Annotated in this window: 15 protein-coding genes, 1 tRNA gene and 3 pseudogenes; 13 read left to right on the forward strand and 6 right to left on the reverse strand. The window is 66.7% G+C overall.

Going from position 1 to position 21,551, the window contains the following annotated elements; genetic code table 11:
- Window positions 1–126: 126 nt before the first annotated feature.
- The 9 genes and pseudogenes from V8324_RS04090 (at window position 127) to V8324_RS04125 (ending at window position 7,835) form a co-directional block, all read left to right on the forward strand.
- Window positions 127–1,107, forward strand: coding sequence for a TRAP transporter substrate-binding protein (locus V8324_RS04090; RefSeq protein WP_336418646.1), 981 nt, complete (start codon window positions 127–129; stop codon window positions 1,105–1,107).
- Between the two features lie 58 nt (window positions 1,108–1,165).
- On the forward strand, window positions 1,166–1,693 hold the full coding sequence (locus V8324_RS04095; RefSeq protein ID WP_336418647.1) for a TRAP transporter small permease: 528 nt from the start codon (window positions 1,166–1,168) through the stop codon (window positions 1,691–1,693).
- On the forward strand, window positions 1,686–2,969 hold the full coding sequence (locus V8324_RS04100) for a TRAP transporter large permease (RefSeq protein WP_336418648.1): 1,284 nt from the start codon (window positions 1,686–1,688) through the stop codon (window positions 2,967–2,969). Before V8324_RS04095 ends, V8324_RS04100 begins: the two co-directional genes overlap by 8 nt.
- 100 nt (window positions 2,970–3,069) lie before the next feature.
- Complete coding sequence (locus V8324_RS22335) at window positions 3,070–3,273, forward strand: hypothetical protein (RefSeq protein WP_442970466.1); 204 nt, start codon at window positions 3,070–3,072, stop codon at window positions 3,271–3,273.
- A pseudogene (locus V8324_RS22340) lies at window positions 3,225–3,689 on the forward strand (ABC transporter ATP-binding protein). The gene V8324_RS22335 and the pseudogene V8324_RS22340 overlap by 49 nt, the downstream one beginning before the upstream one ends.
- Before the next feature lie 284 nt (window positions 3,690–3,973).
- Window positions 3,974–4,249, forward strand: a pseudogene (locus V8324_RS04110) (ABC transporter permease); the annotation flags it as partial.
- A complete protein-coding gene (locus V8324_RS04115) occupies window positions 4,242–5,075 on the forward strand; it encodes an ABC transporter permease (RefSeq protein ID WP_336418649.1) in 834 nt (277 codons plus the stop codon). The pseudogene V8324_RS04110 and the gene V8324_RS04115, both read left to right, overlap by 8 nt.
- Window positions 5,072–6,095, forward strand: a pseudogene (locus tag V8324_RS04120) (ABC transporter substrate-binding protein). The gene V8324_RS04115 and the pseudogene V8324_RS04120 overlap by 4 nt, the downstream one beginning before the upstream one ends.
- Window positions 6,096–6,167: 72 nt before the next feature.
- Complete coding sequence (locus tag V8324_RS04125) at window positions 6,168–7,835, forward strand: amidohydrolase (RefSeq protein WP_336418650.1); 1,668 nt, start codon at window positions 6,168–6,170, stop codon at window positions 7,833–7,835.
- On the opposite strand, the gene V8324_RS04130 is transcribed toward V8324_RS04125, so the two are convergent.
- From V8324_RS04130 to V8324_RS04145, 4 genes are read right to left on the reverse strand one after another with little or no spacing between them, the layout of a single operon-like run.
- Entirely contained in the window at window positions 7,819–8,442 is a 624-nt protein-coding gene (locus tag V8324_RS04130) for a hypothetical protein (RefSeq protein ID WP_336418651.1), read from the reverse strand. The two genes, V8324_RS04125 and V8324_RS04130, sit on opposite strands and share 17 nt — an antisense overlap.
- Before the next feature lie 3 nt (window positions 8,443–8,445).
- Window positions 8,446–8,850 (reverse strand): hypothetical protein, encoded by a 405-nt coding sequence (locus tag V8324_RS04135; protein ID WP_336418652.1) that lies wholly within the window; start codon window positions 8,848–8,850, stop codon window positions 8,446–8,448.
- 1 nt (window position 8,851) lies between these two features.
- The gene (locus tag V8324_RS04140; RefSeq protein WP_336418653.1) at window positions 8,852–10,696 is read right to left on the reverse strand and encodes a RiPP maturation radical SAM C-methyltransferase; all 1,845 of its coding nucleotides are present in this window, start codon (window positions 10,694–10,696) and stop codon (window positions 8,852–8,854) included.
- Window positions 10,627–12,609 carry a S8 family serine peptidase gene (locus tag V8324_RS04145; protein WP_336418654.1) on the reverse strand — a complete coding sequence of 661 codons (1,983 nt, stop codon included), beginning with the start codon at window positions 12,607–12,609 and terminating at the stop codon, window positions 10,627–10,629. The genes V8324_RS04140 and V8324_RS04145 overlap by 70 nt, the downstream gene beginning before the upstream one ends.
- A gap of 284 nt (window positions 12,610–12,893) precedes the next feature.
- Between V8324_RS04145 and cls the strand changes: the two genes are divergently transcribed.
- On the forward strand, window positions 12,894–14,297 hold the full coding sequence (cls, locus tag V8324_RS04150) for a cardiolipin synthase (RefSeq protein ID WP_336418655.1): 1,404 nt from the start codon (window positions 12,894–12,896) through the stop codon (window positions 14,295–14,297).
- The gene (locus V8324_RS04155; RefSeq protein ID WP_336418672.1) at window positions 14,297–14,983 is read left to right on the forward strand and encodes an endonuclease/exonuclease/phosphatase family protein; all 687 of its coding nucleotides are present in this window, start codon (window positions 14,297–14,299) and stop codon (window positions 14,981–14,983) included. Before cls ends, V8324_RS04155 begins: the two co-directional genes overlap by 1 nt.
- 24 nt (window positions 14,984–15,007) lie before the next feature.
- Here V8324_RS04155 and V8324_RS04160 read toward each other — a convergent pair whose 3' ends face one another.
- Window positions 15,008–16,378 (reverse strand): YihY family inner membrane protein, encoded by a 1,371-nt coding sequence (locus tag V8324_RS04160; protein WP_336418656.1) that lies wholly within the window; start codon window positions 16,376–16,378, stop codon window positions 15,008–15,010.
- A 289-nt stretch (window positions 16,379–16,667) separates the two neighbouring features.
- Here V8324_RS04160 and V8324_RS04165 point away from each other — a divergent pair.
- Window positions 16,668–16,744 (forward strand) — tRNA-Asp (locus V8324_RS04165).
- A 174-nt stretch (window positions 16,745–16,918) separates the two neighbouring features.
- Window positions 16,919–18,421, forward strand: a complete 1,503-nt coding sequence (locus V8324_RS04170; RefSeq protein ID WP_336418657.1) for an ABC transporter substrate-binding protein — start codon at window positions 16,919–16,921, stop codon at window positions 18,419–18,421.
- A gap of 11 nt (window positions 18,422–18,432) precedes the next feature.
- Here V8324_RS04170 and V8324_RS04175 read toward each other — a convergent pair whose 3' ends face one another.
- Window positions 18,433–21,537, reverse strand: coding sequence for an efflux RND transporter permease subunit (locus V8324_RS04175; RefSeq protein ID WP_336418658.1), 3,105 nt, complete (start codon window positions 21,535–21,537; stop codon window positions 18,433–18,435).
- Between the last annotated feature and the right edge of the window lie 14 nt (window positions 21,538–21,551).

Consider the following 21,551-nt stretch of genomic DNA (forward strand, 5'->3'; position numbering starts at 1 on the left):
GGCAGCCCCCGTGGCGACCGGGGGTCCGCAGGCCCGGCGCAGCCCGCGCGCGGGGCCGCCCCGGCCGGGCTTGCCACGCAAAACCCGCTTGGGTAACAGTGACGGGCACTCAACGGGAGGATATCCATGACGTTTCGTTTCAGCCGCCTGGCCTTTGCCGGGTCCCTCGCGGCATTGGGCCTGCCGGCGCTCGCGCAGACCGAGGTCAAGATCGCCTACGCGCTGGCCACCGACAGCCATTACGGCGTCGCCGCGCAGAAATTCGAAGAGGTCGTGCTGACCGAGACCGGCGATCAGTTCACCTTCAACCACTTCCCGTCCTCGGGCCTCGGCGGCGAGCGCGAGGTGATCGAGGGGCTCCAGATCGGCACGGTCGAGGCGACCATCGTGTCCTCGGGCACGCTGGCGAATTTCGTTCCCGACACCGGCGTCTTCGACATCCCGTTCCTCTTTCGCGATCTCGATCACGCCCGCGCCGTGCTCGACGGGCCCATCGGGCAGGAGATCCTCGCGAAGTTCCACGATGTCGGCCTGCACGGTCTGGCCTGGGGCGAGCAGGGCTTTCGCCACATCACCAACAACCGCAACCCGATCGAGACGCCGGCCGATGTCGAGGGTTTGAAGATCCGCACGATGGAGAACCCCGTGCATCTCAAGGCGTTCAACGCCATGGGGGCGGCCCCCACCCCGATGGCCTGGCCCGAGGTGATCTCGGCGCTGCAGCAGGGCGTGATCGACGGGCAGGAAAACCCGCTTTCGGTGATCGTCTCGGTCAGGCTCGACGAGGTGCAGGACTACCTGACGCTGTCGGGCCACGTCTATTCCCCGGCGATGCTGCTGGTGTCGCGGTCGTTCTGGGACGGGCTCGACGACAGCCAAAAGGCGGCCTTTGGAAAAGCCGCCGCCGAGGCCGTGACGGCGATGCGCGGCTATATCGACGATGTCGAGACGAACGGCGTGGAGACGCTGAAAGAGCGCGGCATGACCGTCAACGCGCTGTCGAACGCGGAAAAGGCCCGCTTCCAGGAGTCGATCTCGTCGGCCTATGACGATTATTACGACACCTACGGTCGCGACCTCGTCGACTCGATCGTGACGTTCGAGTGACATCTGATCGCCGGCGCCCCCCACGGGACGCCGGCACGCTTGCCGGGGGCGCGCTGCCGTGAACCGTCTCGAACGCCTCTTCGTCGCCCTGAACGCCTGGGCCCTGATCGCGATGCTGTCGGCCATGACGCTCGTCGTCGGCGCCAATATCGGCTCGCGCTACCTGACCGGGCATTCCTTCGCCTGGGCCGACGAGGCCGCCCGCTACCTGATGATCTGGCTGACCTTCACCGGGGCGGGGCTGATCCTACGCCGGGGCGGTCACGTGGCGATCACCCGGCTGCAGGACGCGCTGCCCGATATGGGTCAGCGGATCCTGCGCGCGGCGCTGGTCGCGGGGTTGCTGGTGTTCTTCGGGTTCATGGTGCATGTCGGGCTGCAATACGCGCAGCGCATGCAGTTCCAGCTCAGCCCCGCGCTGCGCATCCCCTTCTCTTACGTCTACGCCGCGATGCCCGCGGGCTTTGGCCTCTTGATCGTTCACCTGCTGATCATCGCGCGGGACTTCATCACCGCGGGCACCTATCGCGGGGTTGACCCTGAGGATGCCGCGCCCGCCGCCCGGACGGATGCCCCCGATGGCTGAGATCCTCTTCCCGGCGCTTTTCCTGCTGCTGGCGCTCGGCCTGCCGGTGGCCTTCGCCATGGCGATCGCGGTCTTCGCCGCGCTCAGCTTCGGGTCGACCTATCCGCATATCGTCGTGGTCAAGGAGATGTTCGCGGGCCTCGACAGCTTTCCGCTGCTGGCCGTGCCGTTCTTCATCCTCGCCGCCGAGATCATGACCGGCGGTGCGGTGACGCTGGCGATCCTGCGGCTCGCGCAATCGCTGGTGGGACACCTGCGCGGCGGGCTCGGGCATGCCAATGTCGTCAGTTCCGCGATGTTCGCCGGCATTTCCGGCAGCGCACTGGCCGATGCCGCGGGCCCCGGCACGATGATGATCCGCATGATGGAAAAAGGCGGCTACGACCGCGCCTATGCCGGTGCGCTGACCATCGCCAGTTCCGTCGTCGGGCCGATCATCCCGCCGTCGATCACCATGATCATCTACGCCATGCAGGACCAGAACGTCTCGGTCGGCTCGCTCTTCATGGCGGGCGTGCTGCCGGGGCTGGTGATCACCGCGCTGGTGCTGGTGGCGAATGCGCGCGTCAGCCACCTGCGCGGCTACGCGTCGGGCGCGCCGATGCCGCCGCTGCGCGAGATCGTGCGCATCGCCGTCTACGCGCTGCCGGCGCTGTTTCTGGTGCTGCTGATCGTCGGCGGCATCCGCTTCGGGGTATTCACGCCCACCGAGGCGTCGGTGATCGCGGTGTTCTACGCCCTTCTGGTGGGCATGTTCGTCTACCGCTCGCTGCACCTGCGCGACCTGCCCGACATCATCCTGCGCGCGGCGCTGACCTCGGGCGCGGTGCTGCTGATCCTCGGGGCGGCACGGGCCTTTGCCTGGATCCTGATCATCGAAAGTATCCCGCAATACCTGGCCCAGACGATCATCGCCTGGGACCTGTCGCCGCTGATGTTCCTGCTTTGCGTCAACGCGCTGCTGCTCGCCTTCGGCCTCTTCATGGACCCGCTGCCGGGGGTGATGATCCTCGTGCCGATCCTCGCGCCGATCAGTTTCGCGCTCGGCATCGACCCCAACCATTTCGCCATCGTGGTGATCGTCAACCTCACGCTCGGTCTGACCACGCCGCCCGTGGGCAGCCTGATCTTCGTCGTCTCCTCGACCGTCCGGCTGAAGCCCACGATCCTCATCCGCGAGATGCCGCCCTTCTTCGTGGCACTTCTCGCGGCGCTGGCGCTGATCACCTTCGTGCCGGTCCTGTCGACCTGGCTGCCCGGCGCCAGCGGCTTCTGAATCCCTTTGCCCCGCACCGCCCGTGCGGGCGGCTTGACATTCCCCGGCCCGCCATCTTTGCTGACCGTCAACCAGAAACCCGGAAAGGTTCGCAGCGCAGATGATCGAGATCGAGAACGTCACCAAGATATTCGGCACCGGGCCCGAGGGGTTCACCGCCCGCGACGACGTGTCGGTCACGATCAGCTCCAACGAGTTCTTCACCCTTCTCGGGGCTGCGGCAGGACCACGCTTCTGCGCGTCATCGCCGGCTTCATCGACCCCAGCCGCGGCAAGGTCGCGCTCGACGGCGAGGATCTTCTGACCCGTCCGCCTTACGAACGCCCCGTCAACACCGTGTTCCAGTCCTACGCGCTTTTCCCGCACATGACGGTCGCGTAGAACATCGCCTTCGGGCTGGAAATGTTGCGCAAGCCCAAGCGCGAGGTGACCGACACCGTCGACGAGATGCTGACCCTCGTGCGCATGACCGAGATGGCCGATCGCAAGACCGACCAGATCTCGGGCGGCCAGCAACAGCGCGTGGCACTGGCGCGCGCGCCAGCGCCACGCCCCAAGGTGCTGCTGTTGCACGAGCCGCTCTCGGCGCTCGACTTCAAGCTGCGCAAGGACATGCAACTCGAACTCAAGCGCCTTCAGAACGAGACCGGGATCACCTTCATCTTCGTCACCCATGACCAGGACGAGGCGCTGACCATGTCCGACCGCGTCGCGGTATGAACGCGGGCCAGATCCGCCAGATCGGCAGCCCGCGCGACATCTACATCCATCCCGCCGAACGCGTCGTGGCGGATTTCATCGGCGACACCAACTTCCTGCCCGTCGATCTGCTGGACACCACCGGCGATGCGGCGCGGGTTCGGCTGGCCTCGGGGGCCGAGGTCGAGGCCCGCGCAGCCCAAAACATGCAGGCGGCGGGCGGGTCGGTGACCATGGCGGTGCGCCCCGAACACGCCACGCTGGAATCCCCCGAGGGCGCGATGCTGTCGCGGCGACACGCTCTAGAGGTGCTGCGCAAGGTGATCTTCCCGCTGGTCAAGCCCGGCGTGGTCGCGGGCTCGATCCTCGTCTTCGTGCCGTGCCTCGGGGCCTATGTCACCCCTAGGGTGCTGGGCGGGGGCAAGCAGCTAATGCTCGGCAACCTGATCGAGCTTCAATTCGGGCAATTGCGCAACTGGCCGCTAAGGGCGGCGCTGTCGCTGACGCTGCTGTTGCTGGTGTCGGTGGCGCTGGTCTTCTACGTGCGCGCCATCGGGCGCGAGGGGGAACGCAATGTCTAGGCACGGCTTCGACGTCCGCCGGCAGCCCGGCTTCACCACGGTGGCGATCTTTTGCTTCATAGTGCTCTACCTGCCGATCATCCTGCTGGTGATCTACTCGTTCAACGCCGGCAGCTCGATCGCCATCTGGGAAGGCGTCTCGTGGCGCTGGTACGTCTCGGCCTGGGACAATGAAAAGGTGCAGGCGGCGACCATGCGCTCGCTGGTCGTCGCCGTCTCGGCCTCGGCGCTGGCGACCACCGCGGTGGTGCTGGCCGCAGTGGTCACCACCCTCACGACCCCGTGGCGCGGCCAGACGCTGGCCTTCGCGCTGATCAACCAGCCGCTGTTGGTGCCGGAAATCGTGACCGCCGTGGCGCTGCTGATCTTCTTCGCGATGATCAGGGTCTGGACCGGCGATACCGGGCTTGGCTACCTGATCGTGGCGCATGCGGCGTTCTGCCTGCCCTTCGCCTACATGCCGATCCGCGCGCGGCTTCAGGGGATGGATCTCAGCCTCGAACAGGCCGCCTCCGATCTCTACGGCACGCCCTTCCAGATCTTCCGGCGCATCACACTGCCGCAGCTTTTCCCCGGCATCCTCGCGGGCGCGATGCTGGCCTTCGTCATTTCGCTGGATGACGTGGTAATCACCGAATTCGTCAAGTCCGCCGGGCAGGATACCCTGCCCACCTACATGCTGGGGCAGTTGCGCCGCGTCATCACCCCCGAGATCAACGCGATTTCCACCGCACTTCTCGCGGTGTCCGTCATTCTGGTGACGGGCTTTTTCCTGCTGAGCCGCAAAACGACAATAAACCAACCCCAACAGGAGGATCCACCATGAGACATCTATGCGCCACCACCGCCGTGCTGGCTGTCGCCGGCACCGCCGCGCTCGCCGAGGGCGAGCTCAACATCTACAACTGGGGCAACTACACCAGCCCCGAGATGATCGAGAAATTCGAGGCAGAGACCTTCATCGACGTCACGATCACCGACTACGACAGCAACGACACCGCGCTGGCCAAGATCAAGGCCGGCAGGCACGGCTTCGACATCGTGGTGCCCTCGGGCACCTATGTCCCGATCTTCGTCGGCGAGGGCCTGCTGCTGAAATCCAACTCCAACGAGATGGAGAATTTCGGGAACATGTCGGACCGCTGGGTGGATGTGGAATTCGATCCGGGCCGCGAATATACCGTGCCGTGGCAATGGGGCACCGTGGGCGTGACCGTCGACACGGCGGTCTATGACGGCGACATCCACACCGCCGCGGTGATCTTCGACCCGCCCGAGTCGCTGAAGGCAAGATCAACGTGGTGCCCGAGATGAACGACGTCATGGGCATGGCGATCCAGTACATGGGCGGCAGCAATGCACCGGCGACAAGGAACTGCTGGAAAAGGTCCGCGACAAGATGGTCGAGGCCAAGGAGCACTGGCTGTCGATGGCCTACGGCAATATCGGGAAATTCGCCAAGGGCGATCTCGCCGCCGGCGTGAACTGGAACGGCGCCTCGCTGCGCTCGCGGCTGCAGAACGAGGATATCGAGTTCGGCTACCCGCCGGAGGGCTTCCCGATCTGGATGGACAACGCCGCGATCCTCGCCGATGCCGAGAATGTCGAGAACGCCAGCGCCTTCCTCAACTTCATCATGGAGCCCGAGAACGCCGCGATGCTGTCGAACTTCGCGCGCTACGCCAACGGCATCGACGGGTCCGAGCCATACATGGACGAGGTCATGGTCAAGGCCCCCGAGGTGATCATCCCCGACGAACTCGCCGATGCGGGGTACCTGTCGAAAACCTGCCCGCCCGAGGTGCAGACGATCTACAGCGCGATCTGGACCGAAATCCAGAAATGATCGCGCCGCTTGCGGCCCCGCCTTGCGCGCGGGCCGCGAGGACCCCTTGCCGACCCCGCAGATGAGGCCCGCATGATCCAGCCGCCCGAGACAGTGATCCTCAACGGCCGCCTCGTCACTTTCGATGCCGACCGTCCGCGGGCCGAGGCGCTGGCGATCGCCGGCGGGCTGATCGCCGCGGTCGGCACCACGTTCGAGATCCGGGCGCTGGCCGGTCCGGGCACGCGGGTGGTCGACGCGGGTGGCGCCACGGTGCTGCCGGGCTTCATCGACAGCCATGTGCATCTTTTCGGCGGCTCGGTGGAACTGGGATATCTCGACCTCTACGGCGTGACCGGCGAGGACGTGCTGACCAGACATGTCCGCGACTGGGCCTCAGACTGCCCCGACGACCGGGTCGTCTTCGCGGTGCAGGCCGATTACGCGATCCTCGGCGCGGGCCGGCACACCACCCGGCACGATCTCGACCGGGTGCTGACCGACCGCCCCTTCGCCATGTTCGCCCCCGATCACCACACGATCTGGGCCAACACCAGCGCGCTCGACGCAGCGGGCGTGCTGCAGGGCGGCACGGTGGATACCGGCGCGAAGATCGTCATGGGCGCAGACGTTCTCGCCACGGGTGAGTTGCGCGAACCCTCGGCCTACGCCCCCGTCCTGCGCCTGACCCGCCATGCCGGGCGCGACATGATGGGGCTGATCACCGGCGCCGATCCCGACCCGCCCGCGACACCGGCCGAACGCGCCCGCGACAAGGCGGCGATCGCGCGCGGCATGAAACACTGCGCCAGCCACGGCATCACCGGGCTGCACAACATGGACGGCAATTTCTACCAGTTGGAACTGCTGTCGGAAATGGAGGCCGAGGGCACGCTTCTCTGCCGCACCGAGGTGCCCTTTCATTACAAGAGCTTCGACTCCCTGGACCGCTTCGACGAGGCCGCCGAGATGCGGCGCCGGTTCGATACCGACATGCTCTGGTGCCACCGGGTCAAGATGTTCATGAACGGCGTCACCGAAAGCCGCACCGCGCTGATGCTGCGGCCCTATCCCGGCACCGATCATTTCGGCGACGCGGTGTTCGACCCCGATCATTTCAACGCCGCCTGCATCCGCGCCGACGCCATGGGGTTCCAGATCGCCACGCATGCGATCGGCGATCTGGCGATCCGCCGCACGCTGGATGGCTACGAGGCGGCGCAGCGCACAAACGGCAAGCGCGACGCCCGCCACCGGATTGAGCATATCGAGGTGCTGCATCCCGACGACCTGCCGCGCTTCGGCACGCTCGGCGTGGTGGCCTCGATGCAGCCCGGCCACGCGCCCTTCGAGGGCATCTTCCCGGCGGGGGGCATGTCGGACCCGCTGCACACCGAACAGATCCCGCTGGCCTTCGCCTGGCGCGACCTGCGCCAGCATGCCCCGCGGCTGTGCTTTTCCACCGACTGGCCGGTGATCGGCGTCGAGGTCATGCCAAGCGTCAAGGCCGCCGTCGCCCCCGTCGATCTCGGCCCGCGCTGGCGCGACCAGAGCCAAGGCCTCATCGAGACGCTTCAAAGCTACACCGCCGACAACGCCTGGCTGGAATTCAACGCGCACCGCAAGGGCATCCTGAGGCCCGGCATGATGGCCGATATCGCGGTAATGTCGCACGATCTCGAAGGCATGAACCCCGCCACGCTAGACGGGGCCCGCGCGGCGCTGACGCTCTGCGGTGGCCGCGTCAGGTGGGAGGCGTGACCGACCCCTCCGCGCGAAAGCACAGCACCGCGATCGAGCGGCGGAAGCTGGCATCGGCGGGCAGCACCTCGTGCGGAATCGTCCCGCCCAGAAGCACCACCGCCTGACCGGGGCGCATCGCGATGTCGCGCGCCGGCTCGTCCCTGCCGATCTGGGCCAGCGGACGCCGCGCGGCCCGCGGGTAAAGCCGCAGCGCGCCGGTCGCGGGCTCGGCCCCGCCCGAGCGTTCGAGGCAGACGATCAACGTCACGTCGCAGGTCTCGATATCGCGGTGCAGGCCAAGGAAATCGCCGGGCTGGTCGTAATAGCTGTAGCTTCCGCGCGAGCCCGTGGGCTGCGCTGCGGCCCCGACCAGCGATCCGATCCTTTCGGCCAGGTCCGGCGCGGCATAAAGCATGTCGAGCATCGCACCGCCGGGCGCGCTCGACAGCCGCTGCGCCGGCAGCGCGGCGCGCCAGCCGCCGGGGCAGGGGGCATCCCTCTGCTGTACCCGTGCCGCTTGCCGGGCCGCGCGCGCCTCGCGCTTCAGCGCCGCGACCCAGTCCGCGGCGATCAGTCGGTCGAGGACCAGCGCGCCGCCGGCCGCCAGAAGCGGCGCGCGGGCCATCGCTCAGAAATTCCCCGGCCCGAAATCGGGCGGGGTCTCGAAACCGATCTCGGCGACGCCCTGCCGCAGCTCGGCGGGCAGGTGCGACAGCGGCACGGTGGCGCCGCCCTCGCCGGCCGAGACGCCCTCGTCCGACATCGTCAGCGGCGTGGCCAACGCGTTCTCGAAGGTTTGCAGCGGGCCGGTCAGCAGGATGGTGTCGTCGCCGATCCTCTGCGCCTCGAGACCGAGGGCTGCAAACCGGCGCGCGACGGCGTCGCCATCGGCGTCCGGCGACAACAGGATGGCGGCGGAAACGGTGGTCATGGCACGCTCCTTAACGCTGTGCTCGGAATCATACCGGTCCGACCCGGCAAAGGCCAGCACCGCCATCAGGCACAGCGCAACGGCGACGGGTAAGGCGCGCATCTCAGGCCTCCTCGGTGACGCGGGCGGGTACGCCTGCATCCCAGCCCGCGGGAAAGCGGTCGAACACGCCAAGCGACAGATAGGTGCCGCCGCTTTCGATCGCCAGATCCGCAGCGATCAGATCGGCCAGCCGCGCGGTGATGCGCGCCTCGTCGATCTCGCCCCGCCCGTGCCGCGCCAGCACCTCGGCGATGCCGGCGGCACTTTGCGCCCGGTCGCAGGCCAGATAGATCAGCCGGTCGGCACCGTGCAGCGCATGCCGCAGCCGGCGCCCGCGCCGCGTGTCGGTGATCGTCAGCGCGCGCCCGTCATCGACGACCCGCAGGATCGCGCCCCGCCGCGCGCGCCAGCCCTCAATCGCGGCGCCCAGCCTTGCAACCAGCTCCGGCGACGCAAGGCTCGCGCCGTGCTCGGCGTCGAAATAGCACGCGATCCGCGCTTGCGTGGCGGCGTCGAACGGGTAGAGGTGATCGAAGACCGCCAGCGGGCGCAGCCCGGTGATCCCGAACGCCTCGGGCGTCTCGTAATAGGGCGCGAAGCGGTCGATCCGCACCGGCCCCATGCCCGACGGCGCCTGCAGATGCGCCAGCTTCGGCAACAGCGCCAGCGTGTCGTCGTAATCCGCGTCGGTCTCGCCGGGGAACCCGTAGAGGATGTTCCATTCGACGCCGACGCCGTATTCGCGCGCCCATTTCAGAAGCTGGATGTTGCGAAGGCCCGTCGTGCCCTTGCGCATCAGCCGCAGCACCCGGTCCGACAGGTTCTCGATCCCCGGCTGGATGGTCGCGATCCCCGCTTCGCGCAGGCCGCGCACCTGCGCGCGCGACAGGTTCGCCTTGGTCTCGTAGAAGATCGGCTGATCGAGCGGGTGGTTGGCAAGCTTTGGCAGGACGGTTTTGAAATACCCCATGTCGAGGATGTTGTCGACGACGCTGACCATCTCGCCGGGATAGGCGCCGACATGCGCGAACTCGGCCAGGGCGCGCTCGGGGGATTTGACGCGAAACCCCATCCCCTCGCCGTTGAGCCCGCAGAAGGTGCAATGATGCTTGGCCCCCCACCAGCAGCCGCGTGACGTCTCCATCAGCAGGGTGGCGGGCAGGTCGGGGGCGATGCGGTCGCGCATGCTGAAATAGTCCGAGAAGTCGGGCAGCGGCAGCCGGTCCATGGCCTGCACGGGCCGGGCCTTGATGGGGGACGCGCCGCGCGACAGCACGCCGGGAATGCGCGGCGACGTCATGCCGGCGGCAAGCGCCGCGACCAGCGCGGGAAAGCTTTCATCGGCCTCGCCCTGGCAGACATGATCGACGAAGGGGAAGGTCTCGAACAGCGCCTGTCCCATCTCGCCTTCCCAGTTCGCGCCGCCGAAGACGAGGCGGGGCCGGGGGTGCCGCGCCTTCAGCCGCTGCGCCATGGCGAGCGAGGCGATATTCTGCACGAAGGTCGAGGTGAAGCCGATGATGTCATAGCTGTTCCAGTCGTGCCGCGCCTCCAGCCTGTCGAGGTAAGCCGGCGTCGCTTCGCGCACCGCGACGATGCGGCGGATGTCGCGGGTGGTCATCTGCCACTCGTCGCGCAGGATGCGGGTGACATAGCCCCAGTCGCGGTCCGGGTCGCGGCCGTATAGCGGCAGCGTGAAGCACCAGTCGCCGGGAAACGCGGTATAGGGCACCTCGTCGCTCAGCCACTGGTAGGTGTCGGCGCCGATCATCTCGACCAGCGGCTCGAACGCGTAGGCGATCTCGCAGTGATGGCCGTCGCGGATCAGCGCGGCCTTCAGAAGGCTGAGGCCCAGGGCCGGGCGGTCGAGCGCACCGAAGGGCATCGAGACGAGCAGAATGCGCATGGGGGCGATCCTCTGTCGGGGCGGGATTTGCGTACCTTTTCAGCGTACGTGATGTACGCTTTGCACACCGGCGGGCTTGCGCCGGCCCTTGGGCCGGCGCGGCCGGCGCAGATCTCGTCGGGGTCGATCTGGCCCTTTTTCACCATGTCCTCCAGCGCGTCGAGCTCGTCCTCGTCAAGCGCCGCTCCCTGCTGTTGGGCCTCGGTCATCTGCGCCTCTGCCGCCATCGCGTCCTCGTCCTGCGTGCCGACCACGGGGGGGGCCGGCCGGATCGGGTTGATCGGCTGGATGGGCCGCACCGGGGAAATCGGCTGTATGGGCTGGATCGGGCCGCGCGGCTGGACCGGCTGGATGGGCTGGCGCGGTTGAATCGGCCGTATCGGGCCGCGCGGCTGGATCGGCTGGATCGGGGTGACGATCCGGCAGCGCAGCCGCGCCTGCAGCGTCGCGCGATGCGCGTCGACCAGCCCGTGCCCGGTGGCAAGATCCGGCCCCGGGCCCGCGCTGAACCCGAAATTGGGGTGGTTCGTCCCCGCCGTGACGTCGCGCGCGGTATTCATCAGGATCGACCGGATCTGCGCCGGCGTCAGCCGATCGCAAGCCTGTTTGACCAACGCCGCCGCCCCCGCCAGCTGCGGCGCCGCGGCGGATGTCCCTGAAAACGCCGCCCAGCCATCGTCGGACGCCGTCTCGTCCCTGTTGGGATGGCTTCCGCCCGCGCTGGAGACGTCGATGCTGTCGCCGGGCTCGACCGGCAGCATGATGTTCTTGGCCCCGGGGCGCAGCCCGACGATGCCCGACAGGTCCGGCACGTTGCGGCCCGAATAGATGTTGGACGCAAAGCCCGACGCGTAATCGGACGCCATCAAGTTGTTGTTTTCATCCAGATAAACGCCGCCTGCCGAGATCACGTCCGGATGCTGGCCGGGAAAACCCCAATGCCCGTTGCCCGCGGAAAACACCACGACGATCCCTGACGCGACGGCCGAGGCGATCGCGTTGGCCAGCGTGATGTTGGCCGCCGATAGCGGGCCGTTCCGGATCGACGAGCCCCACGAACAGGTGATGATGTCCGGGCCAAGGCCGACAGCCGCGTTGAACGCCCCCACTGAGTTCACGAAGTTGATCTTCACCGGCTTCAGCCTGATATCGGGTGCCACCGCGAAGATGTTGGCGCTTTCACCGGTGCCGTGGCCGCTTTCGTCGGCCTGCGGGTTGGACGCGCCCGGACCCAGGATCGCAGTATCCGCGCGGTAGCCGCGTTCGGTGAAGAACGGATGCCGGAACCAGCCGGAATCGACCATCGCCACCGTCACCCCGCGCCCGGTCAGTTGTGCGCGGTGTGCGCGGTCGGCATTGCAGGCCAGCGACACGCCGGCCGGCACGTCGAGATGCCAGTATTCCTTGGTCGGCGCGAACGGGTTGGCGGCCATGAAATAGCGCGGCTCTTCAAGGGCGACGCCTTCCAGCAATCCTTCGAACTCGGTCCCGCGGGTGGAGATCAGCCCGAAAAGGTCGCTGTTGGGGCAATCGAGGAAATCCGCGTCGTCCTCGATGCCAAATTCCTTGATGACGCGGTGCGTCTTGACCTCGATGGGCGCGCCGAAGGCTTTCTCGTAGGTCTTGGCGGATCCCGCGATGTTGATCGTCGACTCGGTGATCTGGAGGATATCGAACCCCGCCGATTTGAGGCGCTGCGCCGCGAGGCCCATCAACCCCTCCTCGGAGGTGAAGGCCGCCGCCGTTTCCGCCGTCACCGACTGTCCGACATCGAACATCGAACTGCCGCCGATCGAATGCGGCGAGGCCGTGGCGTAGATGATCTTGGGCGGGACGTGATCGCCATTCTTGGACGAGCCTTTCACGACGCCGGGCTTGGCAAATTCCACAGATGATTTGGAAGATTTGGCCATGATGCCTTCTCCGTTGTTCAAATGGTTAGCAAATTGAATTAATGGTTAATAATAGCACACGCCTTACGTTGCGTAAACTCTATTCGGCAAGTTGGCGGCCATTCGGGGCGGACCGGATTTGTGGTCACGCGGTCCGGATCGGACCGTTCCAAGCTGTCCGCGATCACGTCAGGCAGACCGTACTTGCACCCGCGCTTTCCGCGCGCCATGGATAGGGTCACCCGGGCCTGCTATCCTGTCTTGGTTTTCCCCCATAGCCGGCCTCCCGCCGAGATTGAACACACTTGACCGAGTTCTCGACCATCACCAACGGGATCATCGCGATTGCCATCGGCGCGTTGTCGCTTGTCGCGTCCTATCGCGCGTTGCTGACCTCGCGCACGCCGCAGGGCGCGGTCGGGTGGATCCTGCTGATCGTGCTGCTGCCATTGGTCGGAACGCTGTTCTACCTCGTTTTCGGCTATGCGGATTACAAGCGCTTCGCGCGCGACCGCCATCTGTCGGATGCCGCCCTGCTCGACGACGCGGAAGAGGCGCGGGCGATCCCGGCCGGGCCGTCACGGCTTTCGTCCTTTGCCCGGATCGCGCGGTTGCCCGTCACCGAAGGCAACGACATGGCGCTTCTGATCGACGGTCATGCGACATTCGACGCGCTGCACGCGGCGATCCGCATGGCGACCTCGCGGGTCATGGTCCAGTTCTACACGATCGAGGACGATACGGTCGGGCAAGCCTTTCGCGACCTTCTGATCGAGCGCGCGAGGGCCGGCGTCGAGGTGTTGCTGCTGCATGACGAACTGCCGTTCTTCGGTCTCCCGCGGGCCTTCAAACAGTCGTTGAAAGACGCCGGCGTGCATATCTCTCGGACGAAGGGTCCGACGCGCCTGCTTGGCCCGTTCCAGTTGAACTATCGCAATCATCGCAAGCTGGTGGTGGTCGACGATACCGTTGCCTTCACCGGCGGCATCAACCTGTCGAAGGCGTATATCGGGCAATCCGCCATGGGGCCCTGGCGCGACACCTTCGCGCGGTTTCACGGGCCGGTGGTCACGCAACTGGCGCTGCATTTCATCTCGGACTGGCGGTGGGCCACGAACGAGGACCTGCGCCAGCCCGCAACCTCGGCACAGCCCCACGCGGGGACGTTGAAGGCCGTGGCCCTCGCCCCGTCCCCCGCGGAAGAGACCGCGGCGGGCAACCTGTTCTTCATCGCCCTCGCGCATGCCGCGCAAAAGCGGCTCTGGATCTCGACGCCCTATTTCGCCCCGGACCGCGACGTGCTGACCGCCCTGAGATTTGCCGCCCTGCGCGGGGTCGATCTCAAGGTGCTGGTGCCGTGCAATGCGGACCATTACCTGACCCATTTCGCGGGCATGGCCTATTTCGACGACCTGCGCAGCGTGGGCGGCGAGGTCTGGAGCTATCTGCCTGCCTTCCTGCATCAGAAGGTGGCGCTGGTGGATGACGATCTGGCCTCGGTCGGGTCGATCAACCTCGATATCCGCTCGGGACTTCTGAACTTCGAGGTGACGGTGGTGGCCGAAGGGGCAAGTGCCGCGGCGGCGGTCGAGGAGATGCTGCGAACGGATCTCGGCAATGCCAGCAGGGTCGATATCGATCTCGAGGATCGCCCGCTTGTCACCCGGATGGCGGCGCGGGTGGCGCGCTTGATGGCACCTGTGCTGTGATGCGCATCGCGAGCTACAACATCCGCAAGGCGGTCGGCCTGGACTGGCGGCGCGACCCGTTTCGCATCATCCGCGTCCTCGCCGCGCTGGAGGCCGATGTGGTCGCCCTGCAAGAGGCCGACAGACGCCTCGGCGCGCGGCCGGCGGTCCTGCCGGAGGCGCTGCTGCATGCGCATGCCGGCTTGCGCGTCCTGAAGGTCACCGATGGCCCCAGTTCGGGCTGGCACGGCAACGCGATCCTGGTGCGCGACGGCTGGGACGTGCGGCATGCCGAGCGTCTGACGCTGCCGGGGATCGAGCCGCGCGGCGCCGTGATCGCCGATCTAAGCGGCCCCGAGGGCGACGTGACGGTGGTGGGCACGCATCTGGGGCTGCGGCGGGGCTGCCGGCAGTTGCAGCTTGCGCATCTGCGCGAGGCAATCGCGGGTCGGGCCCCGCAGACGATCATCGCCGGCGACATGAACGAGTGGTCGCCGCGCATCGGTTTCGACCTGATCGGCGACGCCTTCAACATGATCGCCCCGGGCCCGAGCTTTCACGCCAGCCGGCTGATGGTCCCGCTGGACCGCTTCGCGCATGGCGCGCGGGTGCTCTGCCGTGGGGCAGGGGTGGTGCTGACCGGCGAGGCGCGGACCGCCTCGGACCATTTGCCGATCTGGATGGATGCGGACATGCTCAAGGCGTGACGACCGGGCAGGGCCGCGCCGCGGTCACACCGCGCGGCGCGAGACCTGCTGCACCTCGGCCCCGGCCGGCGCGTCATTGCCCGCGGCGAGCACCTGCGCAAGGGGCCGGTCAAGCAGTTCGGCCTCGGCCTCGTGCAGCCGGTCCAGCATCGCGCGCACCGCGGGCGTCTCGGTCGCGATCCGTGCGACGACGTTCTCGGGCAGGACCGTGTCACGCTCCGGCAGGGTGCCGAGCGGCAGCTTCAGGTCGGCGGCGAGATCGAAGACCGTCGTTGTATGCATGTCGCGGGTCAGCGCCACGCGGCTGTCCTCGGTCTGCGCGAGGTATCCGGTCCGGTGCAGCGCGTCGAAGATCTCGTCGCGCGCTTCCAGCGGGACGGCCTCGACCAGTTTCTGTTCGTCGATCATGCCACCCTCCTGTGCCTGCAGATGCAGTTTCGCGAGCAGCGTCACGGCGATGGCAAGCCGGTCCGCGGGGCGCAGATCGCCGGTGGTGACGCTCGTGCGGGTCAGCAGCCAGTCCGGGATCGATGCCGCGATCACTGCGCCGAGGATGATCACCATCCACGACGTGTAGATCCAGACCAGGAAAACCGGAACCGCGGCCACTGCGCCGTAGATCGTCTCGTAGCTGGAGCCGGAGGTGAGAAAGGAGTTGAACCCCCACGCCAGGATCTCGAACGCGATCGCCGCGAAGGTGGCGCCGATGGAGGCGTGCCAGATCCGCACCCGGCGCGCAGGCACCAGCACGAAAAGCGCCGTGAAGCCGACGATGCTGAACGCTGTGGCGATCAGCGTGCTGACCAAGGGCGTCTCGAGCGCATTCGGTGCAAAGTACGGATCGCCCGATCCGGGAAATCCCACGCGCCCCGTCAGCGATGCCACATCCGATGTCAGCGTGATGCTGCCCGCGATCAGCAGCGGGCCAAGCGTGAGGATCGCCCAGAAGATCAGGAACCGGACAAGAAGCGGGCGTTGCCGCTCGACATGCCAGATGCGGTTGAGCGTATCCTCGATGGTGTAGAGCAACAGAACCGCCGTCACCGCGAGCGCCACGATACCGACGGCCGTGAGGTTGCTGGCGTTGCGCGTGAAGTTCTCGAGGTAATCCTCGATCGCGGCGCCCGCCTCGGGGACCACGGCCGACAGGAAAAGATCCTGCATCTGCGCCTTGACCGCATCGAAGGCCGGAAAGCTCGACAGGATCGCGAAGGCGATCACCATCAGCGGCACGATCGCCAGCAGCGTCGAATAGGTGAGCGCGGCGGCCGAGGCGGTCATCCGTTCGGCGAAGAACCTGGAGATCGTGAAGGTGATGAACTGTCCCAGGTTGATCGCCCGTGGCGCGAACCGGCTTTGCCGCAGGGCGTTCAATATGTCGGATTTTGTTTTCATGACAGCCTAGGTAACCCGATTATCCCCTCGCGACAAAACATTAGTGCAGATTTCCCGGATCGCGTGTTGTCTCGGTGTCTCGCATGCCGCCATTAGACCGCCCCGCATCGCCTTATCGGGCACGTCGTTCCGCACGCGCGCCCCTGCAACGCGACCGGGTCGAAATCGCGCGTATGCGCGGCGCGCAAGCGGCATGTCATAAAGTTGAAAATTCGTCCCGGCGATGCTTGACGAGGATAGGTCGCCCGCATAGAAGCACGCCATGTCCGTTGGATCGGGCAGGCAGCGGGCGGTTGTAGCTCAGTTGGTTAGAGTGCCGGCCTGTCACGCCGGAGGTCGCGGGTTCGAGCCCCGTCAACCGCGCCAGTTGCCCTTTCGACCGATCCATCAGGGCGTATTCCTGAAATCGTCCTCGGGTGGTGGTTAAACGCCTTAAAGCGGTTACCCACCTCGGGGGCTTTTGGGTTCGCGCGATTTTTCGTGACCGTGTCGGTGGTCGAAAGGTTTGCGTTTCACCGCGGTGATCGTCAAAGTCGCGCCATGCCCCAGCCAGTAACCGTCCTTCTGAAGCCCGCCCTGATCGCGCTCACCCTCGGGCTGCTCGCGTCACATGCGGGGGCCGAGCCTGCGGGTACGTTTCGTCATGCGCATAATGTCGGGTTCGGGTCGCAATCGAGCCTCGATCCCGCCTCCAAGGGCCGCGTGCTGCAGATCATCGAGAAGATCCAGAGCCGCCTTGTCCGCCCCGGCCCGGACGGCACCCCGCAACCCGATCTCGCGACAAAGTGGGCGCCGGATGACGAGGGCCGTGTCTGGACTTTCCGGATCCGCGAAGGGGTGCGGTTTCATGACGGCACCCCCCTTGATGCCGAGGACGTCGTCTATTCGATCGCCCGGGTGATCGACCCCGAATATGGCAGCCCGGCGCGCGCCGCCGTCAAGATGATCGAGCGGATCGAGGCGACCGGTCGCCTGACCGTGCGCATGACCCTCGACTCCTCCTTTGCGGACCTGCCCTTGCAGCTCATGGATCCGCGGCTGCGCATCATTCCCGAAGGGTCCGGCGAGACGGTCGCGCGCACCGGCATCGGCACGGGGCCGTTCAGGGTCGAGACATTCGATGCCGACGGCATCACTGTGCTCACGGCGTTCGAGGATTACTGGGAAGGCCTGCCGGCCCTGGCCCGGATAGAGGTGATCGGCGTGTCGAACGCGCAGGCGCGGCTTCAGGCGTTTCTCAGCGGGCAGCTGGACATGGAACGCGGCATCGCGCCGGTGCTGCGCCGGGCGCTCGAGGACTCCCATCACTACCAGCTGATGGAGATCCCGACGGGGAACTGGATGGGGCTGGCCTTTCGCACCGACCTGGAACCGTTCGACGATCCACGGGTGCGCCGCGCCCTGCGGCTGGTGGTCGACCGCGAAGAGATGCTCGACCTGGCGCTCGACGGCGGGGGCATCATATCCTGCGACACCCCGGTCGCGCCCAACGACCAGTACCGCGCCGACATGACCTGCCCGCCCGACCCCGATCGCGCGCGGGCGCTGCTGGCCGAGGCGGGATACCCCGACGGGATCGACGTGGATGTCCATGTGTCCTCGCTCGACCCCAGCTGGCCGGTGATCGGCGTCACCTACCAGGAGCAGGCGGCGCGCGCGGGCATCCGCGTCAACGTGGTGAATGCCGCCGCCGACGGGTACTGGTCGACGGTCTGGATGAAGAAACCGGCCTTCACCACCAGCTGGGGGGAACGCCCCGCCGATCAGGCCCTGAACGAGGCGTTCCATTCCTCGGCAAAGTGGAACGAGACCGGATATGCGGACCCCGAATTCGACCGGCTGCTCGAGGCGGCGCGCGCCGAGCTCGATTTCGAGAAACGGCGCGCGCTTTACGTCAAGGCGCAGGAACATCTTTACGCGACGTCCGGCACGCTCATCCCGTTTCACGTCACGCAACTGGTCGTGTTGTCGGACCGCGTGACGCAGTTCGATGCTGTGCCCAACGACGCGCTGCGCTGGCACCTGGTGTCTGTGACGGACTGAGGCCGACGTTTTCAGCTCGCGCTCGTCGCGCGCCGGAAGATGCGCGTGACGATCATGAAGAAGAGCGGCACGAAGATCACCCCGAGGACCGTGCCGGAAATCGTCCCGCCAAGCACCCCGGACCCGATTGCCGTGCGCCCGCCGGAGCCCGCGCCGGTACTCAGCACCAGCGGCAGCACCCCGAGCGAGAACGCCATCGAGGTCATGATGATCGGCCGGAACCGCTGCCGTGCGGCGACGGCCACCGCGTCGATCACCCGCTCGCCCGCCGCGTGGCGGTCGCGCGCGAATTCCACGATCAGGATCGCGTTCTTGCCGGTCAGCCCGATCACCGTGAGCAGCCCGACCTGGAAGAACACCCCGTTCTCGAACCCGCCGACCCACGCGCCGGTCAGTGCCCCGACGATGCCGATCGGCATGGCGAGCATCACCGCGAAGGGGATCGACCAGCTTTCATAGAGGGCTGCTAGCGACAGGAACACCGCCGCTAGCGACAGCGCGTAAAGCAGCGGAGCCTGGTTGCCGGATTCGCGTTCCTCCAGCGACAGGCCCGTCCAGGCCAGGTCGAATCCGGGGCCGAGATCGGCGACCAGGCGCTCCATCTCGGCCATCGCCTCGCCGGTGGTGACGCCTTGCGCCGGCGCGCCCTGCAGCTGCACCGACGGGATGCCGTTGTAGCGGTAAAGCCCCTGGGGCCCGTAATCCCAACTGCCCTCGGCGAAATTGGAGAACGGCACGAGGCCGCCGCTGGAATTGCGCACCCGCCACTTCTCGATATCGGATGGCGTGGCACGCGCCTCGGCCTCGCCCTGCACGTAGACGCGCTTGATCCGGCCCTGGTCGAGGAAATCGTTCACGTAGGTCCCGGCCCAGGCGTATTGCAGCAACTGCCCCACGTCGCCGGGTGTCAGCCCCATCGCCCCGGCCTTGCGCCAGTCGATATCGAGGTTGAACTGCGCCGCGTCCTCCAGCCCGTTGGGGCGGATGGAGCCGATGAGGTCGCTTTGTCCCGCGGCCCCCAAAAGCTGGTTGCGCGCCGTCACGAGGTCGGCATGGCTTTGGCCGCTGCGCGCCTGCAGGTAAAGATCGAACCCCGACACGTTGCCCAGTTCGATCACCGAGGGCGGCACAACCGGAAAGACCTGCGCGTCGCGGATCTGGCTGAACGCACCAAAGGCCCGCCCCGCAAGCGCCTGCACGCTTTGCCCCGACGCCGTCCGCTCGTCCCAGTCCTTGAGCTGCACGAAGCCCAGCCCCATATTCTGCCCGTTGCCCGAGAAGCTGAAACCAACGACGCCGAACATCGATTCGACGATCTCCGACTCCTCCTCAAGGTAGTAATCCTCGACCTGCTTGAGCACGTCGAGCGTGCGCTCGGCGGACGAGCCCGTCGGGGTCTGGATCAGCGTGAACAGGATCCCCTGGTCCTCTTCGGGCAGGAACCCGGTCGGCGTGCGCACGAACAGGAACGCCATGCCAATCGCCAGCGCGAGATAGACGGCGAAGACCCGCAGCGGGCGCCTGACCGACCAGCGGACGGTCTTGTCGTAGCCATCGGTGAGCGCGCCGAAGCCGGTATTGAACCACGCGAACGGCCCGCGTTTCGCGCCGTGCCCCTTCGGCTTGAGCAGCGAAGCGCACAGCGCGGGCGTCAGCGTGATCGCCACCACCACCGACAGCGCCATCGCCGAGACGATGGTGATGGCGAATTGCTGGTAGATCACGCCGGTCGAGCCGGGAAAGAACGCCATCGGCACGAAGACCGCCGACAGCACCATGGCGATGCCGACCAGCGCGCCGGTGATCTGGCCCATCGACTTGTGCGTCGCCTCGCGCGGCGACAGGCCCTCTTCCTCCATGATGCGCTCGACATTCTCGACCACCACGATGGCGTCATCGACCAGCAGGCCGATGGCCAGCACCATCGCCAGCATGGTCAGCGTGTTGATTGAGAACCCGGCGACGGCCAGCACGCCGAACGTGCCCAGCAGGACCACCGGCACGGCCAGCGTCGGGATCAGCGTCGCGCGCAGGTTCTGCAGGAAGAGAAGCATCACGAGAAACACGAGACCGATCGCCTCGAACAGGGTCTTGACCACTTCCTTGATCGAGATTTCGATGAAGGGGGTGGTGTCGTAGGGCACCACGTAATCCACGTTTTCCGGAAAGAACTGCTCGAATTCCGCCATCCGGCTCTTGACCGCGCGCGCGGTGTCCAGCGCGTTGGCCCCCGGCGCCAGCGTGATCGCCATCCCCGCGGCCGGATCGGTGTTGAACCGCGCCGAGGTGGCATAGTTCTGCGCCCCGATCTCGACCCGCGCGACGTCGTCGAGCAGCACCAGCCCGCCATCGGTCTCGGCGCGCAGCACGATCTGGCGGAAATCCTCGGGCGTGCTCAGCAGTGATTGCGCGGTGATCGTCGCGTTAAGCTGTTGACCCTCGACCGCCGGCCTCGCGCCGAACGCCCCGGCCGTGATCTGCGCGTTTTGCGCCGAGACCGCGGTCACCACATCCGACGGCGCCATCTCGAACGCCGCCAGCTTGGATGGGTCGAGCCAGATGCGCATGGCGTATTCCGCGCCGAACACCTGAACCGAGCCGACGCCCTCGACGCGGCTCAACTCGTCGACGAGGTTGGTGGTCATATAATCCGACAGGTCCACCTGGTCGAGGCGGCCATCGGTCGAGATCATGCCGATCACCATCAGGAACCCGGCCGAGGATTTCTCGACCGTGATGCCCTGGCGCTGCACCACCTCGGGCAGTAGTGGCGTGGCCTGTCCCAGCTTGTTCTGGACCTGCACCTGCGCGATGTCGGGGTCGGTGCCGGTCTCGAATGTCAGGGTGATCTCGGCATTGCCCTGCGAGGTCGATCGCGACGAGAAATAGCGCAGCCCATCAAGGCCCGTCATCTGCTGTTCGATGATCTGGGTGACGGTATTGGCGACGGTATCGGCTGCGGCGCCGGGGTAATTGGCCGTGACCGACACCGAGGGTGGCGCGATCTCGGGATATTGCGACACCGGCAAAAGCCGGATCGCCAACACACCGATGCCCATGATCAGGATCGAAATGACCCAGGCGAAGACAGGACGGTCGATGAAGAAACTTGCCATGCGCCTGCGCCTTT

This window comes from Roseovarius sp. D22-M7 (genome assembly GCF_037083785.1).
Lineage (GTDB): Bacteria > Pseudomonadota > Alphaproteobacteria > Rhodobacterales > Rhodobacteraceae > Roseovarius.